The sequence below is a fragment of the Methylocystis suflitae genome, assembly GCF_024448135.1.
Lineage (GTDB): Bacteria > Pseudomonadota > Alphaproteobacteria > Rhizobiales > Beijerinckiaceae > Methylocystis > Methylocystis suflitae.
The window spans coordinates 1-20128 of sequence record NZ_JAMRYX010000087.1 but is presented as its reverse complement, the minus strand read 5'-3'; the positions used below and the strand labels follow the sequence as shown (position 1 = coordinate 20128).

The 20128-nt window shown below is 58.7% G+C and carries 23 protein-coding genes and 4 pseudogenes; 19 read left to right on the top strand and 8 right to left on the bottom strand.

Features of this window, described 5'->3' with window-relative positions; all coding sequences use genetic code 11:
* Window positions 1-166 precede the first annotated feature (166 nt).
* From NEI07_RS07420 to NEI07_RS07405, 5 genes are all read left to right on the top strand, one after another.
* A complete protein-coding gene (locus NEI07_RS07420) occupies window positions 167-316 on the top strand; it encodes a hypothetical protein (protein ID WP_256033737.1) in 150 nt (49 codons plus the stop codon).
* Window positions 317-361: 45 nt separating this feature from the next.
* Window positions 362-487, top strand: a complete 126-nt coding sequence (locus tag NEI07_RS07415; protein WP_256033736.1) for a hypothetical protein — start codon at window positions 362-364, stop codon at window positions 485-487.
* A 413-nt stretch (window positions 488-900) separates the two neighbouring features.
* On the top strand, window positions 901-1203 hold the full coding sequence (locus NEI07_RS19710; protein WP_407659862.1) for a DUF6118 family protein: 303 nt from the start codon (window positions 901-903) through the stop codon (window positions 1201-1203).
* 1089 nt (window positions 1204-2292) lie between these two features.
* The gene (locus NEI07_RS07410) at window positions 2293-3693 is read left to right on the top strand and encodes a rhomboid family intramembrane serine protease (RefSeq protein ID WP_256033735.1); all 1401 of its coding nucleotides are present in this window, start codon (window positions 2293-2295) and stop codon (window positions 3691-3693) included.
* Window positions 3694-3729: 36 nt separating this feature from the next.
* A complete protein-coding gene (locus NEI07_RS07405; protein ID WP_256033734.1) occupies window positions 3730-3948 on the top strand; it encodes a hypothetical protein in 219 nt (72 codons plus the stop codon).
* Between the two features lie 177 nt (window positions 3949-4125).
* On the opposite strand, the pseudogene trpS reads toward NEI07_RS07405, so the two are convergent.
* Window positions 4126-5149, bottom strand: a pseudogene (trpS, locus tag NEI07_RS07400) (tryptophan--tRNA ligase).
* A gap of 373 nt (window positions 5150-5522) precedes the next feature.
* On the opposite strand from trpS, the gene NEI07_RS07395 reads away from it, so the two are divergent.
* From NEI07_RS07395 to NEI07_RS07370, 6 genes and pseudogenes are all read left to right on the top strand, one after another.
* A complete protein-coding gene (locus NEI07_RS07395; RefSeq protein WP_256033731.1) occupies window positions 5523-5906 on the top strand; it encodes an integration host factor subunit alpha in 384 nt (127 codons plus the stop codon).
* 108 nt (window positions 5907-6014) lie between these two features.
* Entirely contained in the window at window positions 6015-6248 is a 234-nt protein-coding gene (locus tag NEI07_RS07390) for a DUF488 domain-containing protein (RefSeq protein ID WP_328516964.1), read from the top strand.
* An 844-nt stretch (window positions 6249-7092) separates the two neighbouring features.
* Entirely contained in the window at window positions 7093-7323 is a 231-nt protein-coding gene (locus NEI07_RS07385; protein ID WP_256033729.1) for a hypothetical protein, read from the top strand.
* A 196-nt stretch (window positions 7324-7519) separates the two neighbouring features.
* A pseudogene (locus tag NEI07_RS07380) lies at window positions 7520-7984 on the top strand (IS1595 family transposase); the annotation flags it as partial.
* Between the two features lie 59 nt (window positions 7985-8043).
* The gene (locus NEI07_RS07375) at window positions 8044-9330 is read left to right on the top strand and encodes a glycosyltransferase (RefSeq protein WP_256033727.1); all 1287 of its coding nucleotides are present in this window, start codon (window positions 8044-8046) and stop codon (window positions 9328-9330) included.
* A gap of 182 nt (window positions 9331-9512) precedes the next feature.
* Entirely contained in the window at window positions 9513-10301 is a 789-nt protein-coding gene (locus NEI07_RS07370; RefSeq protein WP_256033726.1) for an SDR family NAD(P)-dependent oxidoreductase, read from the top strand.
* A 282-nt stretch (window positions 10302-10583) separates the two neighbouring features.
* Here the strand turns inward: NEI07_RS07370 and NEI07_RS07365 are convergent, their stop codons facing one another.
* Together NEI07_RS07365 and NEI07_RS07360 are read right to left on the bottom strand one after the other, a co-directional pair.
* On the bottom strand, window positions 10584-11666 hold the full coding sequence (locus NEI07_RS07365) for a transposase (protein WP_256033725.1): 1083 nt from the start codon (window positions 11664-11666) through the stop codon (window positions 10584-10586).
* Window positions 11667-11704: 38 nt separating this feature from the next.
* Window positions 11705-11941, bottom strand: a complete 237-nt coding sequence (locus tag NEI07_RS07360; RefSeq protein WP_256033738.1) for a DUF2285 domain-containing protein — start codon at window positions 11939-11941, stop codon at window positions 11705-11707.
* 204 nt (window positions 11942-12145) lie between these two features.
* Here NEI07_RS07360 and NEI07_RS19705 point away from each other — a divergent pair.
* From NEI07_RS19705 to NEI07_RS07330, 7 genes and pseudogenes are all read left to right on the top strand, one after another.
* Window positions 12146-12424 (top strand): annotated as a pseudogene (locus tag NEI07_RS19705) (SRPBCC family protein); the annotation flags it as partial.
* A gap of 182 nt (window positions 12425-12606) precedes the next feature.
* A complete protein-coding gene (locus tag NEI07_RS07355; protein ID WP_256033724.1) occupies window positions 12607-13050 on the top strand; it encodes a DUF1801 domain-containing protein in 444 nt (147 codons plus the stop codon).
* A 173-nt stretch (window positions 13051-13223) separates the two neighbouring features.
* On the top strand, window positions 13224-13790 hold the full coding sequence (locus NEI07_RS07350) for a hypothetical protein (protein ID WP_256033723.1): 567 nt from the start codon (window positions 13224-13226) through the stop codon (window positions 13788-13790).
* A complete protein-coding gene (locus tag NEI07_RS07345; RefSeq protein ID WP_305123652.1) occupies window positions 13790-14101 on the top strand; it encodes a winged helix-turn-helix domain-containing protein in 312 nt (103 codons plus the stop codon). Before NEI07_RS07350 ends, NEI07_RS07345 begins: the two co-directional genes overlap by 1 nt.
* A gap of 55 nt (window positions 14102-14156) precedes the next feature.
* Window positions 14157-14717: a class I SAM-dependent methyltransferase gene (locus tag NEI07_RS07340; protein WP_256033721.1), complete on the top strand. Its 561-nt coding sequence runs from the start codon at window positions 14157-14159 to the stop codon at window positions 14715-14717.
* Window positions 14718-14812: 95 nt separating this feature from the next.
* A complete protein-coding gene (locus tag NEI07_RS07335) occupies window positions 14813-15235 on the top strand; it encodes a VOC family protein (protein ID WP_256033719.1) in 423 nt (140 codons plus the stop codon).
* A gap of 46 nt (window positions 15236-15281) precedes the next feature.
* Window positions 15282-16355, top strand: coding sequence for an alpha/beta fold hydrolase (locus tag NEI07_RS07330; protein WP_256033718.1), 1074 nt, complete (start codon window positions 15282-15284; stop codon window positions 16353-16355).
* A 31-nt stretch (window positions 16356-16386) separates the two neighbouring features.
* Here NEI07_RS07330 and NEI07_RS07325 read toward each other — a convergent pair whose 3' ends face one another.
* Genes NEI07_RS07325 through NEI07_RS07310 form a run of 4 tightly spaced genes read right to left on the bottom strand, consistent with a single transcriptional unit; the run spans window position 16387 to window position 19051 of the window.
* Window positions 16387-17298 carry a haloalkane dehalogenase gene (locus tag NEI07_RS07325; protein ID WP_256033716.1) on the bottom strand — a complete coding sequence of 304 codons (912 nt, stop codon included), beginning with the start codon at window positions 17296-17298 and terminating at the stop codon, window positions 16387-16389.
* On the bottom strand, window positions 17295-17885 hold the full coding sequence (locus NEI07_RS07320) for a TetR/AcrR family transcriptional regulator (protein WP_256033715.1): 591 nt from the start codon (window positions 17883-17885) through the stop codon (window positions 17295-17297). Before NEI07_RS07320 ends, NEI07_RS07325 begins: the two co-directional genes overlap by 4 nt.
* A 30-nt stretch (window positions 17886-17915) precedes the next feature.
* Window positions 17916-18641 (bottom strand): hypothetical protein, encoded by a 726-nt coding sequence (locus NEI07_RS07315; RefSeq protein WP_256033713.1) that lies wholly within the window; start codon window positions 18639-18641, stop codon window positions 17916-17918.
* Entirely contained in the window at window positions 18641-19051 is a 411-nt protein-coding gene (locus NEI07_RS07310; protein WP_256033712.1) for an AAA family ATPase, read from the bottom strand. The genes NEI07_RS07315 and NEI07_RS07310 overlap by 1 nt, the downstream gene beginning before the upstream one ends.
* A gap of 109 nt (window positions 19052-19160) precedes the next feature.
* Between NEI07_RS07310 and NEI07_RS07305 the strand changes: the two genes are divergently transcribed.
* Window positions 19161-19790 carry a class I poly(R)-hydroxyalkanoic acid synthase gene (locus tag NEI07_RS07305; protein ID WP_256033711.1) on the top strand — a complete coding sequence of 210 codons (630 nt, stop codon included), beginning with the start codon at window positions 19161-19163 and terminating at the stop codon, window positions 19788-19790.
* Between the two features lie 117 nt (window positions 19791-19907).
* Here the strand turns inward: NEI07_RS07305 and NEI07_RS07300 are convergent.
* Window positions 19908-20128 (bottom strand): annotated as a pseudogene (locus NEI07_RS07300) (hypothetical protein); the annotation flags it as partial.

Below are 20128 nucleotides of genomic sequence, written 5' to 3'. Positions count from 1 at the left end.
GCATCGAGCGCGAGCGCCAGGCGCAGCTCGACCCGAACGTCAGAGCGGAGCGCGCGGTTGCCGCCTGGCAGAGGCTCGAACAGGAACACGGGCGGTTGCGTGGCTTCGAGCAATGAGGAAGCGCGCGGCCGGATCGAAGGGTGCATGCGGCCGGATCGAAGGGTGGATGAAGGCGCTCGCCGGCGCGATCAAGCGCGACCCGCAGATGGAATCTGCGATGCGCGCCCGCTCCTGTAAGCTCGGCATTGAGTGCGGGTCGCGGCTCGACCGGCTGACGCAGGAGAAAAGCATCGAACGGCGATCGACCGCAGCGTGACGCGTGAGCGTGACTTGGGAATTTAGCGTTAGGAAAAACAAAGGCGTGAACGACGAGCAGGACAAAAGCGAGGACGAGGCCGATTCCGCCGCGGCTGCGTTCGAGGAGCTGCGCGACGAGGTTTCTGTGTTGCGGCGGGCGGTCGAAACCATTCCCGGCGGCCTTCGATGACAAGCGCCCGCCCGATTTGTGCGCCTACGCTCGGCGTCATCGCCAAGGCGATCCCGGCGATCGAAAAACGTCTCGCCGGCATCGAGGCCATCCCGCGATCAAGTAGACGCCGGAGCAGCATGGCCGCAGGGCCGCGCGATCGAACGGGCCGCGGCGAGCATCATGCGCGAGCCGATGGAGACGCTTCGTAATGAGGCCGCAGCGCTCGGCCTCGAGCGGCGACAATTGGCTCAGATCGTCGGCGCGGCGCTCACCCAGGAAACGCAGCGGTGACGGCAGTTAGGGTTCGGAGGCGCCGGCCTCGCTCTCGGGTTCATGTTGTTCCCGATGGTTGCAGCCTTGGCGCCAGGTGGCAGTCACTTCGCGGCGCAGGGCCGAGCAGACCGACCGATGAATCGCTGGAAGCTTTTTTTATGCGTGAGGGGAACCCCGAAGGCTGGCGCGAGTTCGTTTCTGGCGGGGTCTTAGTGCGGGCCAACGCGGAGGTTATCAGGACATGCCAGGACGCGGTAGCCCCACGCACGGAGCGAAAATGCACGATCCTCATTTCGGCCGCTCCGGTGAGCTGGACGGGGCTTACATGGACTTGTCGTTCTGTCCGCAATGAAGACCCGGGCTCCATCACCGCAGCTAAGAAGGTTCCGGGGAAGATCACTTTGTATGTGACGGCCTCGATCTTGCTCAAAGCTCATTACCTAGTCAAAAAATGTGAGTAAAGTGGAAAAAATGGATGCCAACAATGCTTCTATACTTCTTAATATCTATGAATATGTCATGCCAGAAGCAAGTCAACATTTTTTGATAACGTTACAAGATATAGAAATATAGTCTATTATGTTATTATAATGACATATGTGAGCATTAATATTTCAGTTGGAGAATAAATGTTTCTCACCTTAGGATATAGCCGCACATAGCAGCGTCACCAAATCGTCATATTGCGTCTTTAGTTCAGATTTGATTGGCAATAAATACTCAAGTATTGCATGGAATGTTAAGCTTCTACAATGTATGTCATGATTTAGCCATTTTTTATTGCCAACATCCTGTCAACTGAAACAGCGCTCCGGATGGTCTAGTGGTCCTGCGCTGATCAGGCTCCTTGGGCGAACCACTCGACTGAGGAGCGGTGTGGCAGGAGCGACGGCAAAACGTCCCAAGTCGCGCCCGCAAGTTGGGCTGCAAGGCTATCTGGCCGCAAAAACGCGCCATTCGCAGCCGGGGGAAAGACGGACCGATACGTAATCGGGATCTGCCCAAAGAATAATCGAATTCAGCAGGCCGGCAGTAACCCGCTCGGCCTCGTCCAGTGTTCAGGGGGAAATGCTGAGCCGGTGATGTACGCAATCGATGGCTTGGCATTTCTACATTCATGTGCGCGGGAAGGAGGACCAATGAGTGAGATCAAATGGAACCCCTCGAAGGGTGTCTTCGATCCGCTGGTCGTAAATGAGCTTTTCCAAGCTTTCCGGAAGGCTCAAGCGCTTGTCCATCGCGCGACCCCCATGGGAGCCACCAAGGTAGACGACGTGGAACTCGCGCATCTGATCTTGGCTGAAGCTCGCTCCGGCGAAATTCAATCCGACTTGGTTGCGCGCGCTGCCGTTGGTAAGGCGTTGCTCCGACGGAAGACGGGACGATCAAGAACCTCGCTAGGCCATGACGAAGCGACGTCGAGGGCGTTGGTGCGCGGAACGACTCGATCCGCCGGCAGGCTCACCCAATCCGACCTTTGCTGCCGCGCCCGCCGAACTCCCTAGACGAAGGTGCGAGGACCTACCGGCTCAATCAGACCAGCTCCGTACATGATGACGATTTTGACTCTGGACTTGGTCGCTATCGGAAGCTCGAGTTCGGTGGACATTAGGCGAAGCGCATTCGTCGCGGCAAACTTCATCGATCTGCAACCGCACCAAGATCTCGATCCGATAGCGTCGGATCTCGGAAGGAACGAAGCCATGGTCGCAGCAACAAGACGTACAGCCGCCGCCGTATCGCTTGGCGAGGCGCTGTATCCGCCTAGTGCAATCACGCTCATCGTCTGCATTTTGACGGCGATGCATTTCGCAGCGGCATTGCTGCCGTTGCCCGTCGTCGTCGATGCTCTTTCGACCTTATCGTTCGTGCCCCCGCGTCTCTCGTTCCTCTTTGCGCCTGACGCCGCTATGGGGGCTTTCGCCAGCGCCACTGCAGCTGGGGTTGACGAACACGACATCATCAAACTTCGGAGCGGCGTCGGGCAGGCGTGGTGGACTCTTGTTACTTACGCCTTGCTGCACGGCAGCTGGATGCATTTGGCCACGAACTGTCTCGCTCTAGCGGTCTTCGGCAGCCCAGTGGCGCGGCGTTTCGGCACAAGCGGTTTCTTGGCGTTTTTTGCGGTCGCAGTGATCGCAGGGGCGCTCGCATATTTCCTCTTTCATCCATTCGACATAGCGCCAGTCATCGGCGCGTCGGCGGCGGTTTCGGCGGCTGCGGCGGCGAGTGCGCGAATCGTTTTCGCTCCAGGCGGCCCATTCGGAGAATCGACTCTCGCGCTAACGCATCGAGCGGCCGACGGCCAGACAAGAGCGCCGACGCTGTCAGATATGCTTACCAACCGCGCGGCTGTTGGTTTTCTCGGATTTTGGTTTAGCGCGACGTTGCTGTCGGGCTTGTTTCCACAAGCGAACGGAATCTCGAACCATATCGCCTGGGAAGCGCACGTTGGGGGATTTTTGGCTGGACTGTTGCTGTTCGATCTGTTCGACCGATCGGCGGTCACGGCGCTGTGCGAGCCCGAAAGGAAGTCGAGGGAAGACGCGTTTGCCGCCGCTCCCCGAATCAATGATTTTCAACAGTTCGGCAAGGAACAACGCGAGGCGCTGTCCACGCCGCCTTCTTCTCTTGCCAAAACTTGGCAAGAGATGGTCGAAGAAACGACCGGATACTCGAAAGAGTCGTTCGAGACGAGCTCCGTCGTTTTTGAAAAGCTACTCGGCGCCAAGTCAATCGAGAACACGCTCCAGATTCAATCAGATTACGCCGAGGCTTCCTATCGCAGGTTCTTCGAATATTCAACAAAGCTGGGTAAACTTTACTGCGGCTTATCAAAGGCGCCCTTAACAATCTCCGCTGCGACCGCTGCACCTCCAAGTTCGAGGAAGCTATCACGCCCGACTCGAACAGGACGGCCTTTCACGGTTCCAGCTCGGGCTTATAGATGATGATGTCCATTATCATATAGTCGGAGGAGAAGCCCCATGGCCTACGGCAAGCTCAGTGAGGACGAACTCAAAGCAGCAATCGCGCAAACTAAGGAGGCCATCCAACGGGGTCAGGACCTTCTGAAAACGGTTTCCGAGAAGCCGACGACCAAGGGGCTTGAACTGGTCGCGGCTTCCACGCCGCTTCTCATCGAAAAGCTGGAGGACGATCTTGCGAAGCTGGAAAAGGCGCTGGCGAAGAAGGCCAACACATGAACCAGCTTGTGCCCGTCAGCGCCCAGTTCCGCGCTCGTCGTAACCCTGAGGCAAGCGATGCGAAGATCGGGACGCTTCGCGCGCTACGCAGGCTTGGGCCACCCGCCCAGCTTTAGCGATCAGCGTGCCGCGTATCGTAACGGGCAATTTCACCTTGTTCGCGTTCATTGACTTGCCTCAAAATGTAAATAAGCCCAAGGCGGCGTGAACCTCGGCTTGGGTGGCTGTCGTCAGATCGCGAGCATGAGCAGTCCCGCTGCGCAGGATGTCCAGCACGTAGCCTGGATCGCGTTCCAGCGCTTTACGGCGTTCGCGAATTGGTCCGATGACTTCGCGTAGCACGGTCGCGAGGCGGCACTTAACCGTCATGTCGCCGAGACCGCCACGGCGATAGTGAGCCTTAAGGTCGGCCACCGCGTCACGGTCGCTATCGAACGCGTCCAGGTTTGTGAACACCACATTTCCATCGGCACGGCCCCGATCGCTCGCCCGAATATGATCCGGGTCAGTGTACATTCGATGCAACCGCGTCAGTAATCTCCGCATCTGATGCAGATAAGGGAATGGCATTTCCTTGGGACTTGCTCATCTTGGCCTTTCCATCGGAGCCTGGAAGGCGCCCTACAGTTGGAATCAAGGCGCGCGCCTCGGGGAATATAGCGTGGCCGACTTGCCGGTTGATGAGACGGACGATCTCGTTTGTCTGTTCGATGATTGGAGCCTGGTCTTCTCCAACAGGCACCATGGTTGCCTTGAAGGCGGTAATATCGGCTGCTTGGGCTGCCGGATAGCACAGAAAACCCGCCGGAATGTCGCGGCCGAAGCCACGGGCTTGGATTTCGTCCTTGATCGTCGGATTTCGTTCAAGGCGCGCGACGGTGACGAAGTTCAAGTAAAGCATAGTCAACTCGGCCAGCGCGGGCAGCGCGGATTGGACGCAGATGATCGTGACGCTCGGATCAATGCCGACAGCGAGATAATCCAGCGCGACTTCAAGCACGTTGCGTCGGACCTTGGCCGGGTCGTGGGCGTTGTCGGTGAGGGCTTGGGCGTCGGCGAGGAGAAGATATTGGCGATGATTATGCTGGAGCGTGACGCGATTGCGGAGCGATCCGACATAATGGCCGAGATGAAGTGGACCAGTCGTGCGATCGCCGGTCAGGATGACAGGGCTTTCGTTGGTCAGGGGCGTCGTGGACATTGGTTCTCCTTGAAGGAGCCGCCGCAATGTCAGACGCTCGGGGAAACCGTGCCTGCCAAAGACGGCGGCATCGGTCGTTGCATGATGACGACGGGCCGCTCCTTAGAAGGAGCGCCACCAGCAAGTAAGGGCGGGGAAAGCGAGCGAAGTCATCAGCAGCAGATTTACTTTGCCTGGCCGTAAAAGCAATCGGCTGGTGTCGGGACTGGTCAACTTGGTGCAAATTTAAGAAAAATGCACCACGCGGAATCATCGAGAAAATAGGGCGAAAGCGTGGATTCTGACCCTCAAAAAAGAACGATGCGTCGGTGCGCTGCGCGCCTTTGCGAATGGGACCTGTGCGCATTATAAGCGGCCCGAGGAAGGAAGAAAGATGCGGCAGGCGAAACAGGGAAATGGCCGCGCCTTGACGCGCGTTGGACTGCGGGAAGCTGTCTACAACTGCCGCGCGGGGCTGTCGCGCGCGGAGGCTAGCGAAATATGCGAGGCGGTTATCGACGAGATATGCGCGGCGCTGGCGCAGGGCGAACCCGTGCAATTGCGCGGCTTCGGCAGTTTCAACATCCGCGCGAAGCGCGGGCGGATCGGGCGCAACCCCAGGACTGGTGTCGAAGCGCCGATCACACCGCGCAGGGTTCTAACCTTCAAGCCGTCGCCATTCCTCGTCGCCCGGCTCAATCGCGAGACCGTCGCTGGCAGGGAGGAGGAGCGCGAATGTTCGAAAGGTTCCAGCGCCTATGCCGAACGGCTCACCTGAAAGCCGCGCCTGCGCGAGATACGTCATGGTTCGACGTGCATTACCGAGCCGGGCGCTTTTTGAGCGTCGAGACAGCGCAGCGGCTTTCTCTCATCTGGAGCACGAAAAATGCCCGCAAGGATCACTGCAAATCGCATCAAGCTGAAACGGGCCTATGAACGCCCCTCGGACGAAGACGGGGTTCGCGTGCTGGTTGAGCGCCTATGGCCGCGCGGCCTCAAAAAAGCGGATGCGGTGATCGCCAAATGGGCGAAGGAAATCGCCACGAGCACTGATTTGCGAAAATGGTTCGGGCATGATCTAACAGTCCTGCAATGCCGGTGTGTATTGTATTTTACATAAGCTTGTGTGCCCGTTTCTTTTAAGCTAGAAACGTTTTCTGGATAATTGTTTCAAGTCCCGACATTGCGTCGTGCCCCACATGGGAGCGCATTATGAACCCACATCCAGTTTCAGTGCCGCCGCACCACGAAGCCGTCGAGCATTTTGAGGACGCGGCGAGAAAGCTCCGGGAACGCTTCAGGTCATACGTTTCAGAAGCATTGCCGGGTTTTGCGCGCCGATTGTTCGAACGAGAATGGCAAGAGGTTGCCAATCTAGAGAATATTGACTCCATTCCGCCATTGGCCCTCGCGTATCTGACGAGTTGTGAACGGTGCGTATATGATGTGCTCAATAAGAATCACGAAGGCGCTGCGAGCGCACACTTTGAAAAATGTGTCAGCGAAGCAGCGAATGATATTAGGGCGAAAGTCATCGCCTCATGGAGGTATGAGGGCGACGTCCTAAGAATCCCGGGGAAACGCACGGCATAGGGGGTCGGTGATTCGCATTGTCCGATCGTCGACAATGCCGCCGCGAAATGGGATTGACAGGCGGCAACATCAGAAGTTCGAAAACTTTTCCCTCGCTCTTTGTTGCCGGCGAGCGTCGCTTCGCACCTCGCAAATCAGTAACCCTTTTTGGTTTCTGATTGAGCAGCCGTCGGCCATTTTTCCGTGAAACAAAACATTGTTTAGGGCGCCGCGCGCGTAGGACACGGCGGCGTCAGCCGTTTGGATATTTCTCTTTTCGGTCGCGAGTGTTATGCGCTCGTTGTCAGGCGATTCGCGAAAAAACTCAAAGACTACAACCACCAGTACCCCCGTGCTCTGCGACAGGATTGCAACGCTAGCAGCACGCTGAGATGCGCGTCTACCTTCTTTTACTGCCGGAAAAGGCTGCGATCGAGCCTTCGACCCTGCCAGCGTTCGTGGGGTTCTTTTTGCGAGGAAAGACGCGCAACGTCGGAACGTTCGAAGGTTTCGGCCTCGACGCGGTACGTGGTGCAGTGCACCCTGGTAATGCTCATAAACTAGTTTCTCCCTCCTTGACTGATGGCTTCCGTTCAATCGAGCGGGAAACCATCTTTTTGTAATATAACGGTAATCTACGGGTTGAGAGCGACTGGCAGCGCAAAAATTTGACTTGACGCCCTTTCGGTTGCAGCGCAGCATATCTATGTTTCATGGCGGTCGATGGCTTCCCGTTCTATCGAGCGGGAGGCCATCTTTTCCGCCACCCTTAGAGCCGATCCTTAAAGAAGTTGAGTCGAAAGAGTCGGTTGTGAATCCCTTGCGAGGCGCAAGGATGGACGCTACGCCGGGCGTGCGCGGCTGGCTGTCGTGTCGGACCGGAGCGCGGAACAGCTCTGCGGCTTCGTCGAAAGCGCCGTCGAGCCGGGAACGCTCACGGTGACGGACGATTGGAGCGCCTACGCCAGCCTGCGAAAGCGCGGCTACGACCATCACGCCATCGCCGAGTGCGGCGATCCGGAAGTCTCCGAAGAATTTCTGCCCATCATCCATCTCGTCTTCTCGAACTTGAAGACCTGGCTCAGCAGCACTCATCACGGCGTCAGCGCGAAGCATCTGCAAGCCTACCTCAACGAGTTCACCTTCCGCTTCAATCGGCGCTTCTACCCCTTCAACGCTTTTCGCTCGTTGCTCGGGATCGCCGGTGAAGTCGACGCGCCGACATTCGACGCGCTTTATTCAGGAGAGTGGCGACACCCTACATCTAGTGGGTGTATGCCTTAACCGGATAGGCACGGAATATTCTCAAAGGTTGCGCCCGCTCGCAGAAGAAAATGGCGACCATGACGAAGCAAATCGTTCTCGCGACTTTCGGCACGCTTGGGGATATTTATCCCTTTATCGCAGTCGCTCTGGCGTTGCAGGCGCGGGGCTTCGAGCCAATAATAGCCGCTCCTGAAATCTATGCGAAAACGATTCGCAGCGAAGGCGTTGCCTTTTCGGCGATGCGCCCCGACGACAAGGATATTACTGCTGCGCTTGGTGTCGACCATCGCGGGCTATACCGGTTAATGCTGAAAAATCCGCATTTCATTTTGGACGAGATATACCTCCGTTTTTTGCGTGAAACCTATGAGGATGTGCTCCGCGCATGCGCGGGCGCTCACATTATTTTAGCTCATAATTTTCTGCTCGGCGCGCATCAAGCCGCCGAAAAAAGTGGTCTGCCCTACGCCCGTATCGCGCTCGCGCCCATCTTTCTTCAGTCGGCGGTGGCGCCTTCGGTTACGCCGCCCGCCCCATATTTCGCGGAGCCAAAGTCCTCCGCGACCTTATGTTATAATCAGATGGTCAGGGCATTCGTGCGTTTAAGCGTCAACATGCGCATGGGACGCTTACGAAGATTTCGCAAAGAAATCGGCCTTCCGCCGACGCGCGAGGATTTTTTCCTTGATTTCGGAGGGGAGAATAAGGCGAAGGCATATTTCGGCTTGTTCTCGCCGCATTTCGCACCTGCGCAGCCTGACCAACCCAAAAATTTAGAGGTAATCGGGTTTCCTTTTTGCAAGCCCTTGAGCATTGAGCGGCGTACCATGAGCGGCGCGTTGCATTCATTTTTATCGGCGGGGCCTCCACCCGTTATTTTCACTTTGGGGTCTTTTTTGCCAGAAATTTCTGCTGATTTTTTTGATCGGAGCATTCGCGCAGTGCGCGATCTCGGCCTGCGAGCTGTTCTGTTGGCGGGCGTGGGTAACGCTGCTCGTCTAGTGTCTTTCGCAGGCTCGACTGCATACGTTTGCGAGAGCGCGCCGCACGCGCTATTGTTTCCGAAAGGTCTTTGCATTGTTCACCATGGCGGAATAGGTACGACGGCGGAAGCCTTATACGCAGGAAAACCGCAAATCGTTGTTCCGTTCTTCGGGGATCAGGTCGATCACGGCGAACGCATTAGCCGGCTCGGCCTCGGTTTTACCATACCACTTCGAAACTATACTGAGCAGCGAGTCACCAAGGCGCTACAAGAGCTAATCTCAGGAACCTATTCCGATAACGCAAAGCGGTTTTCGCAACTTATCGAGGCGGAAAGAAGCGTGGAGAGAATCGCTGACTGGGTCGAACGTATTTCATGAAGTGCAGCGCGACGGCGATTGCTTCGCAGTCTTTCAGGAAGGGAAAGTCGGGGCATCGCGGAATGTGTTTCAAAATGCGCTCGAGGCGATTTCGAGAATTCAATTGGCTTTCGTAAAGGTGTGAAATAGTTCCCTGCGGTTCGTTGAGCTGAGGCCAGGACCTATCCGAGAGAGGGAAAAAAGTGTCGACCCTGTCTATCGCTGGATCGTGGGTTGTTGTCACTGGTGACTCGTCGGGGTTGGGGAGGGCAGCGGCCTTGTGCCTCGCGGGTTCTTACGGAGGCAAACCCATTTTGGTCGGCAGACGTATGAGCGCTCTGCTCGACTTACAATCCGAACTCGCATCCCGTTTCGGAGTCGTCAGCGAGGTCGTCGCGGCTGACCAAAGCACGGAAGACGGGCGAGCACGGATCGCTGCCAAGGTTGAGGAGCTCGATGCGATAGCGGCCTTGCTCGCGGCAGGGGTGACCAGCGTTGGTCAGTTCGATGTAAATAAGATCTCAGACTATCATAGTTTGATCGAGACCAACGTTCTCGGTTTCACAGACCTACTGGCGTGCATCGTGAACATCTTCAAACGCCGTCGATCCGAGACGGCAATTCTCGCAATCTCCAGTTTAGGAGCCGAGACTTCGCTGCCTTATCAAGCGGTTTACGGTGCCTCGAAGGCCTATATCACCACGCTCATTCAGGCACTTTCCGTCGAACTGAGAGGGGCGGGCGTGAGTGTCGGCACATTCGTACCAGGCGGCATTGATACGGCTATGGCGGCCCATAGCGATCTGCGGTGGGGGCGGATGGGGCTGATGGACGCGGATCGCTGCGCGGCATTGGCGGTCGAAGCACTGGTGAGGCAGCGTCGCATGACGGTACCTGGCTTGGGAAACGGTCTAGCCTATCTTGCCAGTCGTACACTTCCGCGCCACCTCGTGGGGCGAGTCGCTGCACTTCCTTATCGGCGACCTGAATGACGGCCTGTCGGATTGTCAAATATCATGTCTAGAGCTTGCAGATGAACTCGTACGGCGTGTGGTCAGCTCCGATGTCGAGGGCGCGGCGATCGGCCGAGCGGAATTATCCGCCAGCGGATCGGCTATTTTGTCAGAAGCTGGACGCCTCCAATAACCCTGTTTTCTGGGGTCGAAAGCGCGGCATGACGCGGACCGACGTCTTCGCGCAGGGTGACATATGGCCTTGCTGCGTCCTGTGCGTCCTTGCTTGGTGAGCGGCGGCATTCCCGTCGCTCATATTCCTTACGCGGGTGCGCCTCGCTCGTGCAGCCAGACGAAGCGGCGCATGTTGTAGGCGAGATTGGCGAGCCCGATCTTGAGCCGCGCCCGCGCCAGGCCGATGGTTCGAACGAACAGGCCCATCAGCCCCTTCTGATGCGCGAACACATGCTCGACGGCGCTACGCACTTTCGACTTCTGCGCATTGGCGAAGCGCGTGCGCTCCGGCATCGCCTTGCCCTTGGGCTTCTTGCGATGAATGCGCGAGACGAAGCCGCGCCGCGACAGCATCGCTTCATTCTTCGCCGAGCGATACGCCGTATCTGCATAGACTTGGCTCGCTGTGTTGGCGCGGTCGAGAACATCCTCGAGCCTTGCGCCGTCATGCGCGGCGGAGTGTGTCGCCGTCCATTTGCGGATCAGCCCATGCGCCCGGTCGATCGACACATGGTTCTTGTATCCGAAGGCGGGGATGGCGAGATCGACCGGCGGAACCGAGCCATCCTCCCGCACTTTGGCTTTCGTGTATTTGACCGTCCAGCGCGCATCGCGATCTTTCTGCGCGAGCTTCGCCGGCTTGTCCTTCCAGCCCTCTGGAATGCGGCCTTCCTTGATCGCCTGCTTCTCGCCGTTCGTATTGCGCTGCTTGGGCGCGGCGACAATCGTGGCGTCGACGATCTGGCCCGACATCGCGAGAAAGCCGGCCTCGCGCAGCGCTGCGTCAAACTGCTCGAACAAGACGTCGGCCGCATTCGCCTTCTTCAGCGCCTCGCGGAATGTCCAGATCGTATTGGCGTCGGGAACCGCGTCTGCCAAACCCAATCCGAGAAAGCGCATGAACGACAGGCGGTCCTTGATCAGATATTCGCAGCGCTCGTCCGACAGCGAATGCATTGCTTGCAGGATCAGCACCTTGAACATGAACACATGATCGAACGGCGGACGCCCACCCTTGGAGCGATCGGCACGCGGCACTGCCGCCTCCAGCGCCGCCCGGAACATCTCAAAATCGACCAGCGCCTTCACGCGCTCAAGGTCGTCGCCCTTGGCCGACAGCTCCGCCAGCCGTTCGTCGACGTCGAAAAATCCGGGCGTTCCCTTCGCCATAGCCGCGGTCCCCTTGCGACATGACCAAGTGAATCAACTCAACGCCGATTTGGCCAGAGGTTTTTGGAGGCGTCCAGCTTGCGATAACCACCGCGCATGAGTGCTATTCCGCCTTTCACAAGACGAATCGTCATGGCGCGCAGCGAGGAGGTCTTCCAAGGTTCACGAGTCAGTCGTTCCTGACCGAATAATTGCTGTGCGATGTCGCGATAGGACGCGTTGGCGAGATGTCCGTCGAGCGCACGAAGCATTTCGGATGTCCGCCTATCGTCGATCTGCGTTCGTGCCGGCGGATGATCCGTCTATATGCCGGAGAAAGCGCAAGGTTGCGGCGGAGCGCGTCTGCGTCGACTTATCGACGGGGATAAGAGCGGAAAGCGCGGCGCCTGGGGCAGGAGGGCCGGGCGGATCTGCTTTGCGCTCAACATCAGACGTCCGATTGGGGCCTAAAAGAATGATTTTCAACTCATCGCGGGTCATCGTTTCAATTTCCGGTCCACGCCGGGACCCAATGGAACGGCGTTGTGGATTGTCAGGTTCTGACGGTCGAACCTCACAAACGACTTTCATACAGCTGGAATTCATCCGATGCGGACGCGGCGAATGGCATGCCGCTGACGCCGACAAAGTCAGGCGTCCTCTTGCGAATGGAGCAAACCGGCTTCCGGCCCGAAGACGAAGACTTTTTCCGAGGCGCGAATTACGGGTGGCAAAAAATGCTCAGCGGCCTCGAGCAGGTATTGGCGCGGATAGGTTGAAGTCTGCCGGCGCAATTCAACGCCAGGCGCTGTTAGGGCGTTTTAGCGTCGGTATCCGCGTATGGCGGCAGGATAAAGCGCATTGGGGAAACAGCGGGATGAGCTTGTCGTATCGCACGACGATCATGCGACTGATTTTCCTATGACCGATCGGGGGCAAGAAATTCGAGGGTGGTGATCCAATGATTCCGTCGGAGCACATCGATCGGCTGATCGCAGATCTCACGGACTGGCGCGGCAAAACATTGGCGAGCATTCGCAAAATCATCCTCGAAGCTGACCGGGAGATCGTCGAGGAATGGAAATGGATGGGAAGCCCGGCATGGTCGCGCGACGGAATTGTCGCCTTCGCCGACGCCCACAAAGGGAAGGTGAAGCTTACCTTCGCTCATGGGGCGAGCCTCTCAGATCCCCACAAGCTCTTCAATGCAGGCCTCGAAGGCAATGCGAGACGAGCGATCGATTTTTTCGAGGGCGATAAAATCAATGAACGTGCATTAGAAAAGCTCGTCCTCGCCGCTATCGACTACAACCAGAGCAAACCGAAGAGAAAAGCGCCTGCGAGCGCGAAAGCGAAGGCTCCGCCGATAGCGGGCGCGAACGCCAAGCCAATCAAAGTGCGATAAGGCGAGAAGATCGCGGTCGTTCTTTTAGGCGGCAACCGGCAAACCAGCGACGCCGAACATGGCGTGCCAGGAACACATGCATTCATTGCGCGCAGAGCCCCGAAGCGGGCGCTTTGAAGGTTGTCGACCTCGCTACTCTGTGATACAGAGTCCTCTGTCAACAGGAGACAGCCATGGAAGACGCCCGTGGGCAGGCGACAGACGCGCTTGCAGAGATTGTTGTTGTCGAGCGGCGAACCAGGGCGGCGGTCGCGTATCGTCGCGCCAGCGCTTTCCTCATCCTCTGGGGCGCTCTGGTCGCAATCGGCGCAGGACTGAATCAAATATTCTCGGACCGATCCGAGGTCATCTGGTATGGCGTCGACGCTATCGGACTTGTCGGAACTTGCGTGATTGCGTTGCGTCGCGCGCGCGATGGGGCGCTTGATCGCACGGGTTGGGAAATCATTGCAAGTTTCTTCGTCCTCGGCGCCTATGGCGTCGCCTGGTCGCATCTGCTCGCTCCGGCGGGACATGACCGCCTCGCGGTCTTTTGGTCAACGCTGATGATGATGGGATATGCCGTGGCAGGCCTCTGGCGGGGCCCGCTCTTCGCCGTTTGCGGTCTTATAGGCACAGTGTTGAGCTTCACCGCCTTCTTTTTCGCTGGCCCCTGGCTGCATCTCTGGATTGGCGCGATCTACGCCTTTGGCTTCGTGCTTGGCGGCTTGTGGCTCGATCGTCTTGGCGCCGGCGAGTGATGAAGCCCAACGAAATCATCCATCAATCCACCCGCCTGCGCATCATGGCCGCCCTCAACGTGATGGAGCCGAAGAGTTGGCTCGAATTCACCCGGCTGCGGGCGCTGGCCCAGGCGACTGACGGCAATTTGGGGGCGCATCTCGAAACGCTTGCGCAGGCCGGATACGTCGCGATCGACAAACAGTTTGTCGGCAAGAAGCCGCAAACCCGTGTCCGGGCGACGAGCGCCGGGCGGCGCGCCTTCGCGATGCATGTCGCTTACCTGCGCGTTCTGCTCGATGAGCCTGTCTCGGCGCATCAGGAAAGATGAGCGGCGCGCGCCTTGTGATGTCGCCGTTCGAAATTCCGCAACATTGGAGGCGGTCATGGCGAAACACCCCGTTTGCCCATGGTGGATCGGCTATTTGCTCGCAAGTCCCGTCCGTAAGTTTCTGCAGGATCCGGTCCACATTCTTTCGCCCTATGTCCGCGCCGGGATGACCGTGCTTGAGCCCGGTCCCGGCGTTGGCTTTTTCACGCTTGAAATCGCTCGCCTCGTTGGCCCTTCAGGGCGCGTTGTCGCGGTGGACGTTCAGCCTCAAATGATCGAGGGTTTGAAGCGCCGCGCGAGAAAGGCGGGCCTCTTCGACCGTATCGACGCACGTGTGGCGCACGACGAATCGATGAACCTCGATGATCTCGATCGAGCGATCGATTTCACATTCGCTTTCGCCGTCGTTCACGAAACGCCTTCGACCGACAACTTTTTCGCCGAGGCATCGCGCGCCATGAAAAGAGGCGCCGCGCTGCTGCTCGCCGAACCGTCCGGTCATGTCGGTGAAACGGAGTTCAACGAACAACTTGCCGCCGCCGCAGCACATGACCTGAAGGTCGCCAATCGTATATCTCTAAAGCGCTGTCATAGCGCTCTGTTACAGAAACTGTGATGGCCAACGGCGCGGCGCTCGTAAGGATCGGAATTTCGCCCGAGCATGGAAGAACCGCGCTTCGCTAAATGGATTGTCTCGAAAGGAGGAACGCAATGCCTCGTCACGCCCTCATTCCCTGCCTTCGCTATAAGGACGCGCCGGCCGCGATCGAATTCCTTTGCACTGCTTTCGGCTTCGAGCGCCATGCGGTTTACGTCGATGAAGCTGACCCGAAGATCGTGCATCACGCGCAGCTCATGCTCGACGGCAATATGATCATGCTCGGCAGCGATCGGCGCAGCGACACGAAAGACCTATTCAAGTGGAAGACGCCCGAGGAGGCGGGCGGGATCACGATGTGCGTCTGCGCGGTGATCGACGATCCGGACGCGCACGCAGCGCGCGCCAGGGCCGCCGGCGCGCGCATCATCAGAGAGCCATATGACAATCAGGGCTATCCCGGGCGCGCCTATGATGTCTGGGACAGCGAGGGCAACGTATGGAATTTTGGAAGCTATGATCCCTTCGCCGCCTGACGGCCCGACACAATAGGCACTTTCCTTCTCCAGCAAAGATGCAGCGATGAACCCGGTCAATATATTATGCAAGGCATGCGCCGGCTTGGCGTTCGCAGCCTGTCTTTGCGCTTTGACTGCTGCGGGCGCGGGCGCAGGAGAGGAGTCATCAACCGATTCGAGCGGACCGATTGCAGCGTCTGAATTTGTCGACATTGACTGCGCGCGGCTCTATGTCGAAACACGTGGCGACAGGGCGGATGCGCCGCTTCTAGTTTGGCTTCACGGCGGCCCCGGCGGGACGGAGCGACCGCTGTTTCGCTATTTCAACAGCGATCTCGAACGTCGCTTCCTCGTCGTCTATTACGATCAGCGTGGCGCGGGGCGGTCATTCGATCCCGATGCGCCCGCGGCGTCACTCACTATCGCTCAACATGTCACGGATCTTGACCGGCTCATCGAGCATCTGCGGCGGCGACCTGGCCGCAATCGCATTCTGCTAGTCGGTCATTCCTGGGGCGCGGCCCTTGGTATGCTTTACGCGAAGGCTCATCCCGACAAGATTTCTGGTCTTATTGCCGTGGCGCCGGTCATTTCCTTCAGTGAACAGCACAGACGCGAATATGCCTATGATTTGCAGGAAGCAACAAGGCGCGGCGACGAAGACGTTCTGCGCGATCTGCGCGAGATCGGACCGCCGCCTTATTTGACGCCTGGGCCGATGATGCGCCTCCAGCGCGTCACCGAGCGTTACCGCGGCGTCGAGTTTCAAACGCACAACCACGCGGCGATCGTCGCGCGCTCGATGCTCAACGGGCTCGTCACGCCCTGGGAGCTATTCCGCATCGTGCAGGGCAACCGTCGTTCACTGGAAGCCATGCACCAGGAGTTGCTCGCCTTTGACATGCGCCGCGAGGTCGCCAGCTTCCAGACGCCGATCGTCGTCTTTCTTGGCCGCCATGACCGCCATGTCGACGCCAATCTGGCGGCTGAGTATTTTCAAACCCTGCAAGCGCCACAAAAAGAAATCATCTGGTTCGAACAATCCGCGCACGATATTCCTTTCGATGAGCCGCAACACTTTAACGAGCGTATCGTCGAGATAACGCAGCGTCTGAAGATATTGCCGGAAGCGCGGTAAGACTCGGATATTGGGGCATCACATTTTGCGATCACGCGGCGCGCAATTCGGCGCGCGCCGCCGTTTCAATTCCCGCGATCCAGCCGCTGATTGCATGCCCGATCGAGGACGGTTGATCTTCCTGAAGGTAATGCAAACCCCGACCAAGATTGAGCGCACGACATCCTTTCAACGTCACGGCGAAGCTTTCGGCGAAGGCGGGCGTCACAAGCGCGCCCGGTTCGCCAAACAACAAAAGCTTTGGATAGGTCGACGCTGCTAGAGCCAGGTGCGCGGCGGCAAGCGTTCGCCAGACGTCTCCTGGTTCGCCCATGATCGGTAGTTCGCGTGGCAGAGCGAGTATCGGACGGCGACTTTCAGCAGTCGGGAAGGGCGCGCGATAGGCGTCCATCTCTTCTTCGCTCAGCGTTCTCACGATCGATCCCGGCAGCACGCGCTCGATGAAGGCGTTACCGTCGAGAACCATCTTTTCGCCTTCGCCCGGCGTTCTGAACTTCCTGAATGTTTCGCGCGCGGCGGGCGTCTGGTGGAACTCGTCCCAATTCGCCATCGGCCGGATGAATTCCATGAAGACGAGACCACGCACAAAGTCCGGCCGCCGCGCAGCCAAGTGGAATGCGAGCGCCGTGCCCCAGTCCTGCGCGACGAGATAGGCCGAAGCGATCCGCAGCTCATCGATAAACGCGTCGAGATAACGAACATGATCGGCGAATCGATAGCCGATGTCCGGTTTTCCCGACTGACCGAAGCCGATCATATCCGGCGCGATCACATGCGCGACTGGCGCGACAAGCGGCAAAATGTTTCGCCAGATATAGGACGACGTAGGATTGCCATGGAGAAGCAAGGCGACAGGCGCGTCCGGCTCGCCTCCTTCCCGATAGGCGATTGTCGAGTCGAGCGTGCGAAGGCGTCGGTTGACGATTTCCGGGCGTGTGTTCATGACGGCTCCTTGAAGACGGTTTGGAAGAAGATCGTCTTGAAGCGCTCGAGCGCCGCCGGACTGCGCTCGACCTTCATGCGCAAAATGGCGCCCTGCCAAGAGGCAAGCAGGAATTCAGCGAGTTCCGTCGCGTCGAAATCCGAGGCGATTTCGCCTTTCTCCTGCGCCGCGGCGATGCAGGCGGCAAAGGGCGTCCGCCATTCCTCGAAAATCGCCGCAAGGCGCGTCCGCAGCGTCTCGCTGCTCGCGGAAGCTTCGAGACTGAGATCGCCGATCAGACAGCCGCGGCTCCAGGCGTCGCCCTCTAGCCGATCGGTGATAATATCGAGATAGCGTCGCAGACGCGCGCGCGGCGATAGACTCGCATCGTCGAGCGCCTCGGCGACAAGCCGCCTCACATGCGCGAAATAGCGGTCGAGCACCTCGCAGGCGAAAGCTTCCTTGGATCGGAAGTGATTGGTGAACGACCCCTGCGGCGCGCCTGCAGCAGCGGCAATGTCACGCACGCTGGCGCCGTTATAACCGGCGCCGAACATAACCTTGAGGCCAGCATCCAGAATGGCGTCGCGAAGAGAGGGCTTTGGCATGACGGAATAATACGTACGAACGTATTATTGTCAACCCATGGTCCTTAGCGCCAAACGAGGGCGTGAAATGCGCGTCGATTCAACGTGCAAAATGGCCTGCGCCCGACGGGAGGTCGTGGCGTCAGGCCGATGTCGGAAACGCCATTGGCTGCTCGTCTTCAAAAAAGGGGGGGCGTAGCTTTCGCAGCGTCGCGGGAGCGGGCGCCAACCATCTGGCGGAAGGAGGACGACGTCGACATTGTTGCCGATGGCGGCGCCGCGGCCGTCGAACGTCGCAAAGGTGCGGCGGTAGAGGCGCAGCTTGTCGCCAGTGGCGATGGGCAGATCGAAAAACTCCGCCTTGTCGCCTCTGTAGTAGACGGCTTTGTGGATCGTTTCGTCGCCGCCGATCAGTCCTCTCTGTTTGAGGCGCACGCGGATGGCTTGGCTGACGTCGTCCGCCTCCGCATTGGTGAGCGTCGTGATCGTGACGCCGAGAGCCTTGTCGATCGTTCGCAGATTGGCGGTTCGCTCGATGTAGAAGTCGGCGATCTGCCCGACGACCTGATCGTAATCGCCGTCGCGGAGGCGCGCGGTTCCGCGTCCTGGCGTTTCATGTCGAGCGCTTCCTGGGCGCGTCCCTCGCGGAAGAGCAAAGCGATTTCGCGATCGCGCCGATCGATCTGCCTCACGGCCGAGAGGATTTCCGGCAAGGCCGATTTCGGCAAGACGCGGCGCAACAGCTCGATCGTATCGCCCGCCTCGATCGATTGACACTATTCCCGGTCGCCCAGCATCTTGATGGTCATGCCGGTGGCGGCCTGCAGCTCGAGCAGTTTCAGCATGGGTTGCGGGCCGATCTGGCTGACTTCGTCGATCACGAGCACCGTCTTGCGGTCGGGACAAAATTCTCCCCGCTCGATAGCCTTCAGGAACGGATGCAGGGCGGAGGTCTCGGCGATGTCGGCGTCCTTGAGGGCGTCCGCCTGCCTCCAGGCGGTGGAGACGCCGACGATTCTGCGTCCATCCGCTTTCCAGGCGGAGACGAGCGGGCGCAACAGCGTGGTCTTGCCGGAGCCGGCGACGCCAGTGAGCAGTGTGAGGCGGCTTCCGCGTCCCATCGCGTAGATGGCCGCGGTCTGCTCTTCGGTGAAGGCGATGTCGTCGTCCTTGCTGGCGGCGCGCATGGCGTCGCGGATCGCCTCGACGGGGAGCGCGCCCGACCTGTCGGCGCTGGCGCGTTGCGCGTGAGCGCAGAGATTTTGCTCGATCTCGACCTGCCGGGCGAACGACCTGATGTGGTCGCATGCGATCCATGATTATCTGCTTGGCGAACCCGACCGTCAGAGCGATTTGATGGCCTGGAACGCAGACGGCACACGTCTGCCCGCGCGTATGCATGAACAATATTTACGTTACCTGTTCCTCAATAATGACCTCGCGGAAGGGCGCTTTTTGGTGGGCGGCGAGCCGGTGGCGCTGCCCGACATTCCCCTGCCGATTTTCATGGTTGGGACAGAGGCCGATCACATTGCGCCTTGGCGTTCGGTGCATCGACTACACCTGTTAAACGACGGCGAGTTGACCTTTGTGCTGACCTGTGGTGGCCATAACGCCGGCATCGTCTGCGAACCGGGCCATCCGCGTCGCCACTTCCGCATTCATCGCCGCGAGGCGGGCGGTCGCTACATCAGCCCAGACGCCTGGCTGAAAGTCGCCGAGCTGCGCGAGGGGTCATGGTGGCTGGCCTGGAGCGACTGGCTGGATCAGCATTCGGGGGAAAGGATCACTCCACGGCCGATGGGCGCTGCCGCCTTTCCTCCGATCGAAGATGCGCCCGGACGTTATGTCCGTCAAACTTGGTGTTCGCCAGCTTCGCGGAGTTGCAATCGTAAAATGCGTGCAATGGGCTACGCCACTTTGTGAATTTCACGAATTTTGGAAGGGGTGAAACCATCGTTTTCAGCACGACAACCGTACGCTATGCGATTTGACAGCACCGAAACGAAGAACCGATCAGGCGCAGTTCTGTATTCTGAGAGGCTATTGAAAGGCGCTAAGGCAAACCATGGAAAAGGCATCGGGTGTTTGGATTGTGATCTCAGCACGTAGCCCTTGGCTGTCGCCTCTGTTGCGCAGTCTCAGCGTCGAGCCGCTCCGTCTGATCGCCAGATCAACTATGGCCAGCCCGAGACCGCTGCCTGACGCGCTCTTGTGGCGGCCGCGGAAAAAGCGTTGCGTGACGAGCGGCAATTCATCCTGCG

Bases quoted from the DNA above. Each gene is read 5' to 3' on its own strand.
- NEI07_RS07420 (WP_256033737.1), top strand. From the start codon at position 167: ATGAAGGCGCTCGCCGGCGCGATCAAGCGCGACCCGCAGATGGAATCT.
- NEI07_RS19710 (WP_407659862.1), top strand. From the start codon at position 901: ATGCGTGAGGGGAACCCCGAAGGCTGGCGCGAGTTCGTTTCTGGCGGG.
- NEI07_RS07410 (WP_256033735.1), top strand. From the start codon at position 2,293: ATGATGACGATTTTGACTCTGGACTTGGTCGCTATCGGAAGCTCGAGT.
- NEI07_RS07405 (WP_256033734.1), top strand. From the start codon at position 3,730: ATGGCCTACGGCAAGCTCAGTGAGGACGAACTCAAAGCAGCAATCGCG.
- NEI07_RS07395 (WP_256033731.1), top strand. From the start codon at position 5,523: ATGCGGCAGGCGAAACAGGGAAATGGCCGCGCCTTGACGCGCGTTGGA.
- NEI07_RS07390 (WP_328516964.1), top strand. From the start codon at position 6,015: ATGCCCGCAAGGATCACTGCAAATCGCATCAAGCTGAAACGGGCCTAT.
- NEI07_RS07385 (WP_256033729.1), top strand. From the start codon at position 7,093: ATGCGCGTCTACCTTCTTTTACTGCCGGAAAAGGCTGCGATCGAGCCT.
- NEI07_RS07375 (WP_256033727.1), top strand. From the start codon at position 8,044: ATGACGAAGCAAATCGTTCTCGCGACTTTCGGCACGCTTGGGGATATT.
- NEI07_RS07365 (WP_256033725.1), bottom strand. From the start codon at position 11,666: ATGGCGAAGGGAACGCCCGGATTTTTCGACGTCGACGAACGGCTGGCG.
- NEI07_RS07355 (WP_256033724.1), top strand. From the start codon at position 12,607: ATGATTCCGTCGGAGCACATCGATCGGCTGATCGCAGATCTCACGGAC.
- NEI07_RS07350 (WP_256033723.1), top strand. From the start codon at position 13,224: ATGGAAGACGCCCGTGGGCAGGCGACAGACGCGCTTGCAGAGATTGTT.
- NEI07_RS07345 (WP_305123652.1), top strand. From the start codon at position 13,790: ATGAAGCCCAACGAAATCATCCATCAATCCACCCGCCTGCGCATCATG.
- NEI07_RS07340 (WP_256033721.1), top strand. From the start codon at position 14,157: ATGGCGAAACACCCCGTTTGCCCATGGTGGATCGGCTATTTGCTCGCA.
- NEI07_RS07335 (WP_256033719.1), top strand. From the start codon at position 14,813: ATGCCTCGTCACGCCCTCATTCCCTGCCTTCGCTATAAGGACGCGCCG.
- NEI07_RS07330 (WP_256033718.1), top strand. From the start codon at position 15,282: ATGAACCCGGTCAATATATTATGCAAGGCATGCGCCGGCTTGGCGTTC.
- NEI07_RS07325 (WP_256033716.1), bottom strand. From the start codon at position 17,298: ATGAACACACGCCCGGAAATCGTCAACCGACGCCTTCGCACGCTCGAC.
- NEI07_RS07320 (WP_256033715.1), bottom strand. From the start codon at position 17,885: ATGCCAAAGCCCTCTCTTCGCGACGCCATTCTGGATGCTGGCCTCAAG.
- NEI07_RS07310 (WP_256033712.1), bottom strand. From the start codon at position 19,051: ATGCGCGCCGCCAGCAAGGACGACGACATCGCCTTCACCGAAGAGCAG.
- NEI07_RS07305 (WP_256033711.1), top strand. From the start codon at position 19,161: ATGTGGTCGCATGCGATCCATGATTATCTGCTTGGCGAACCCGACCGT.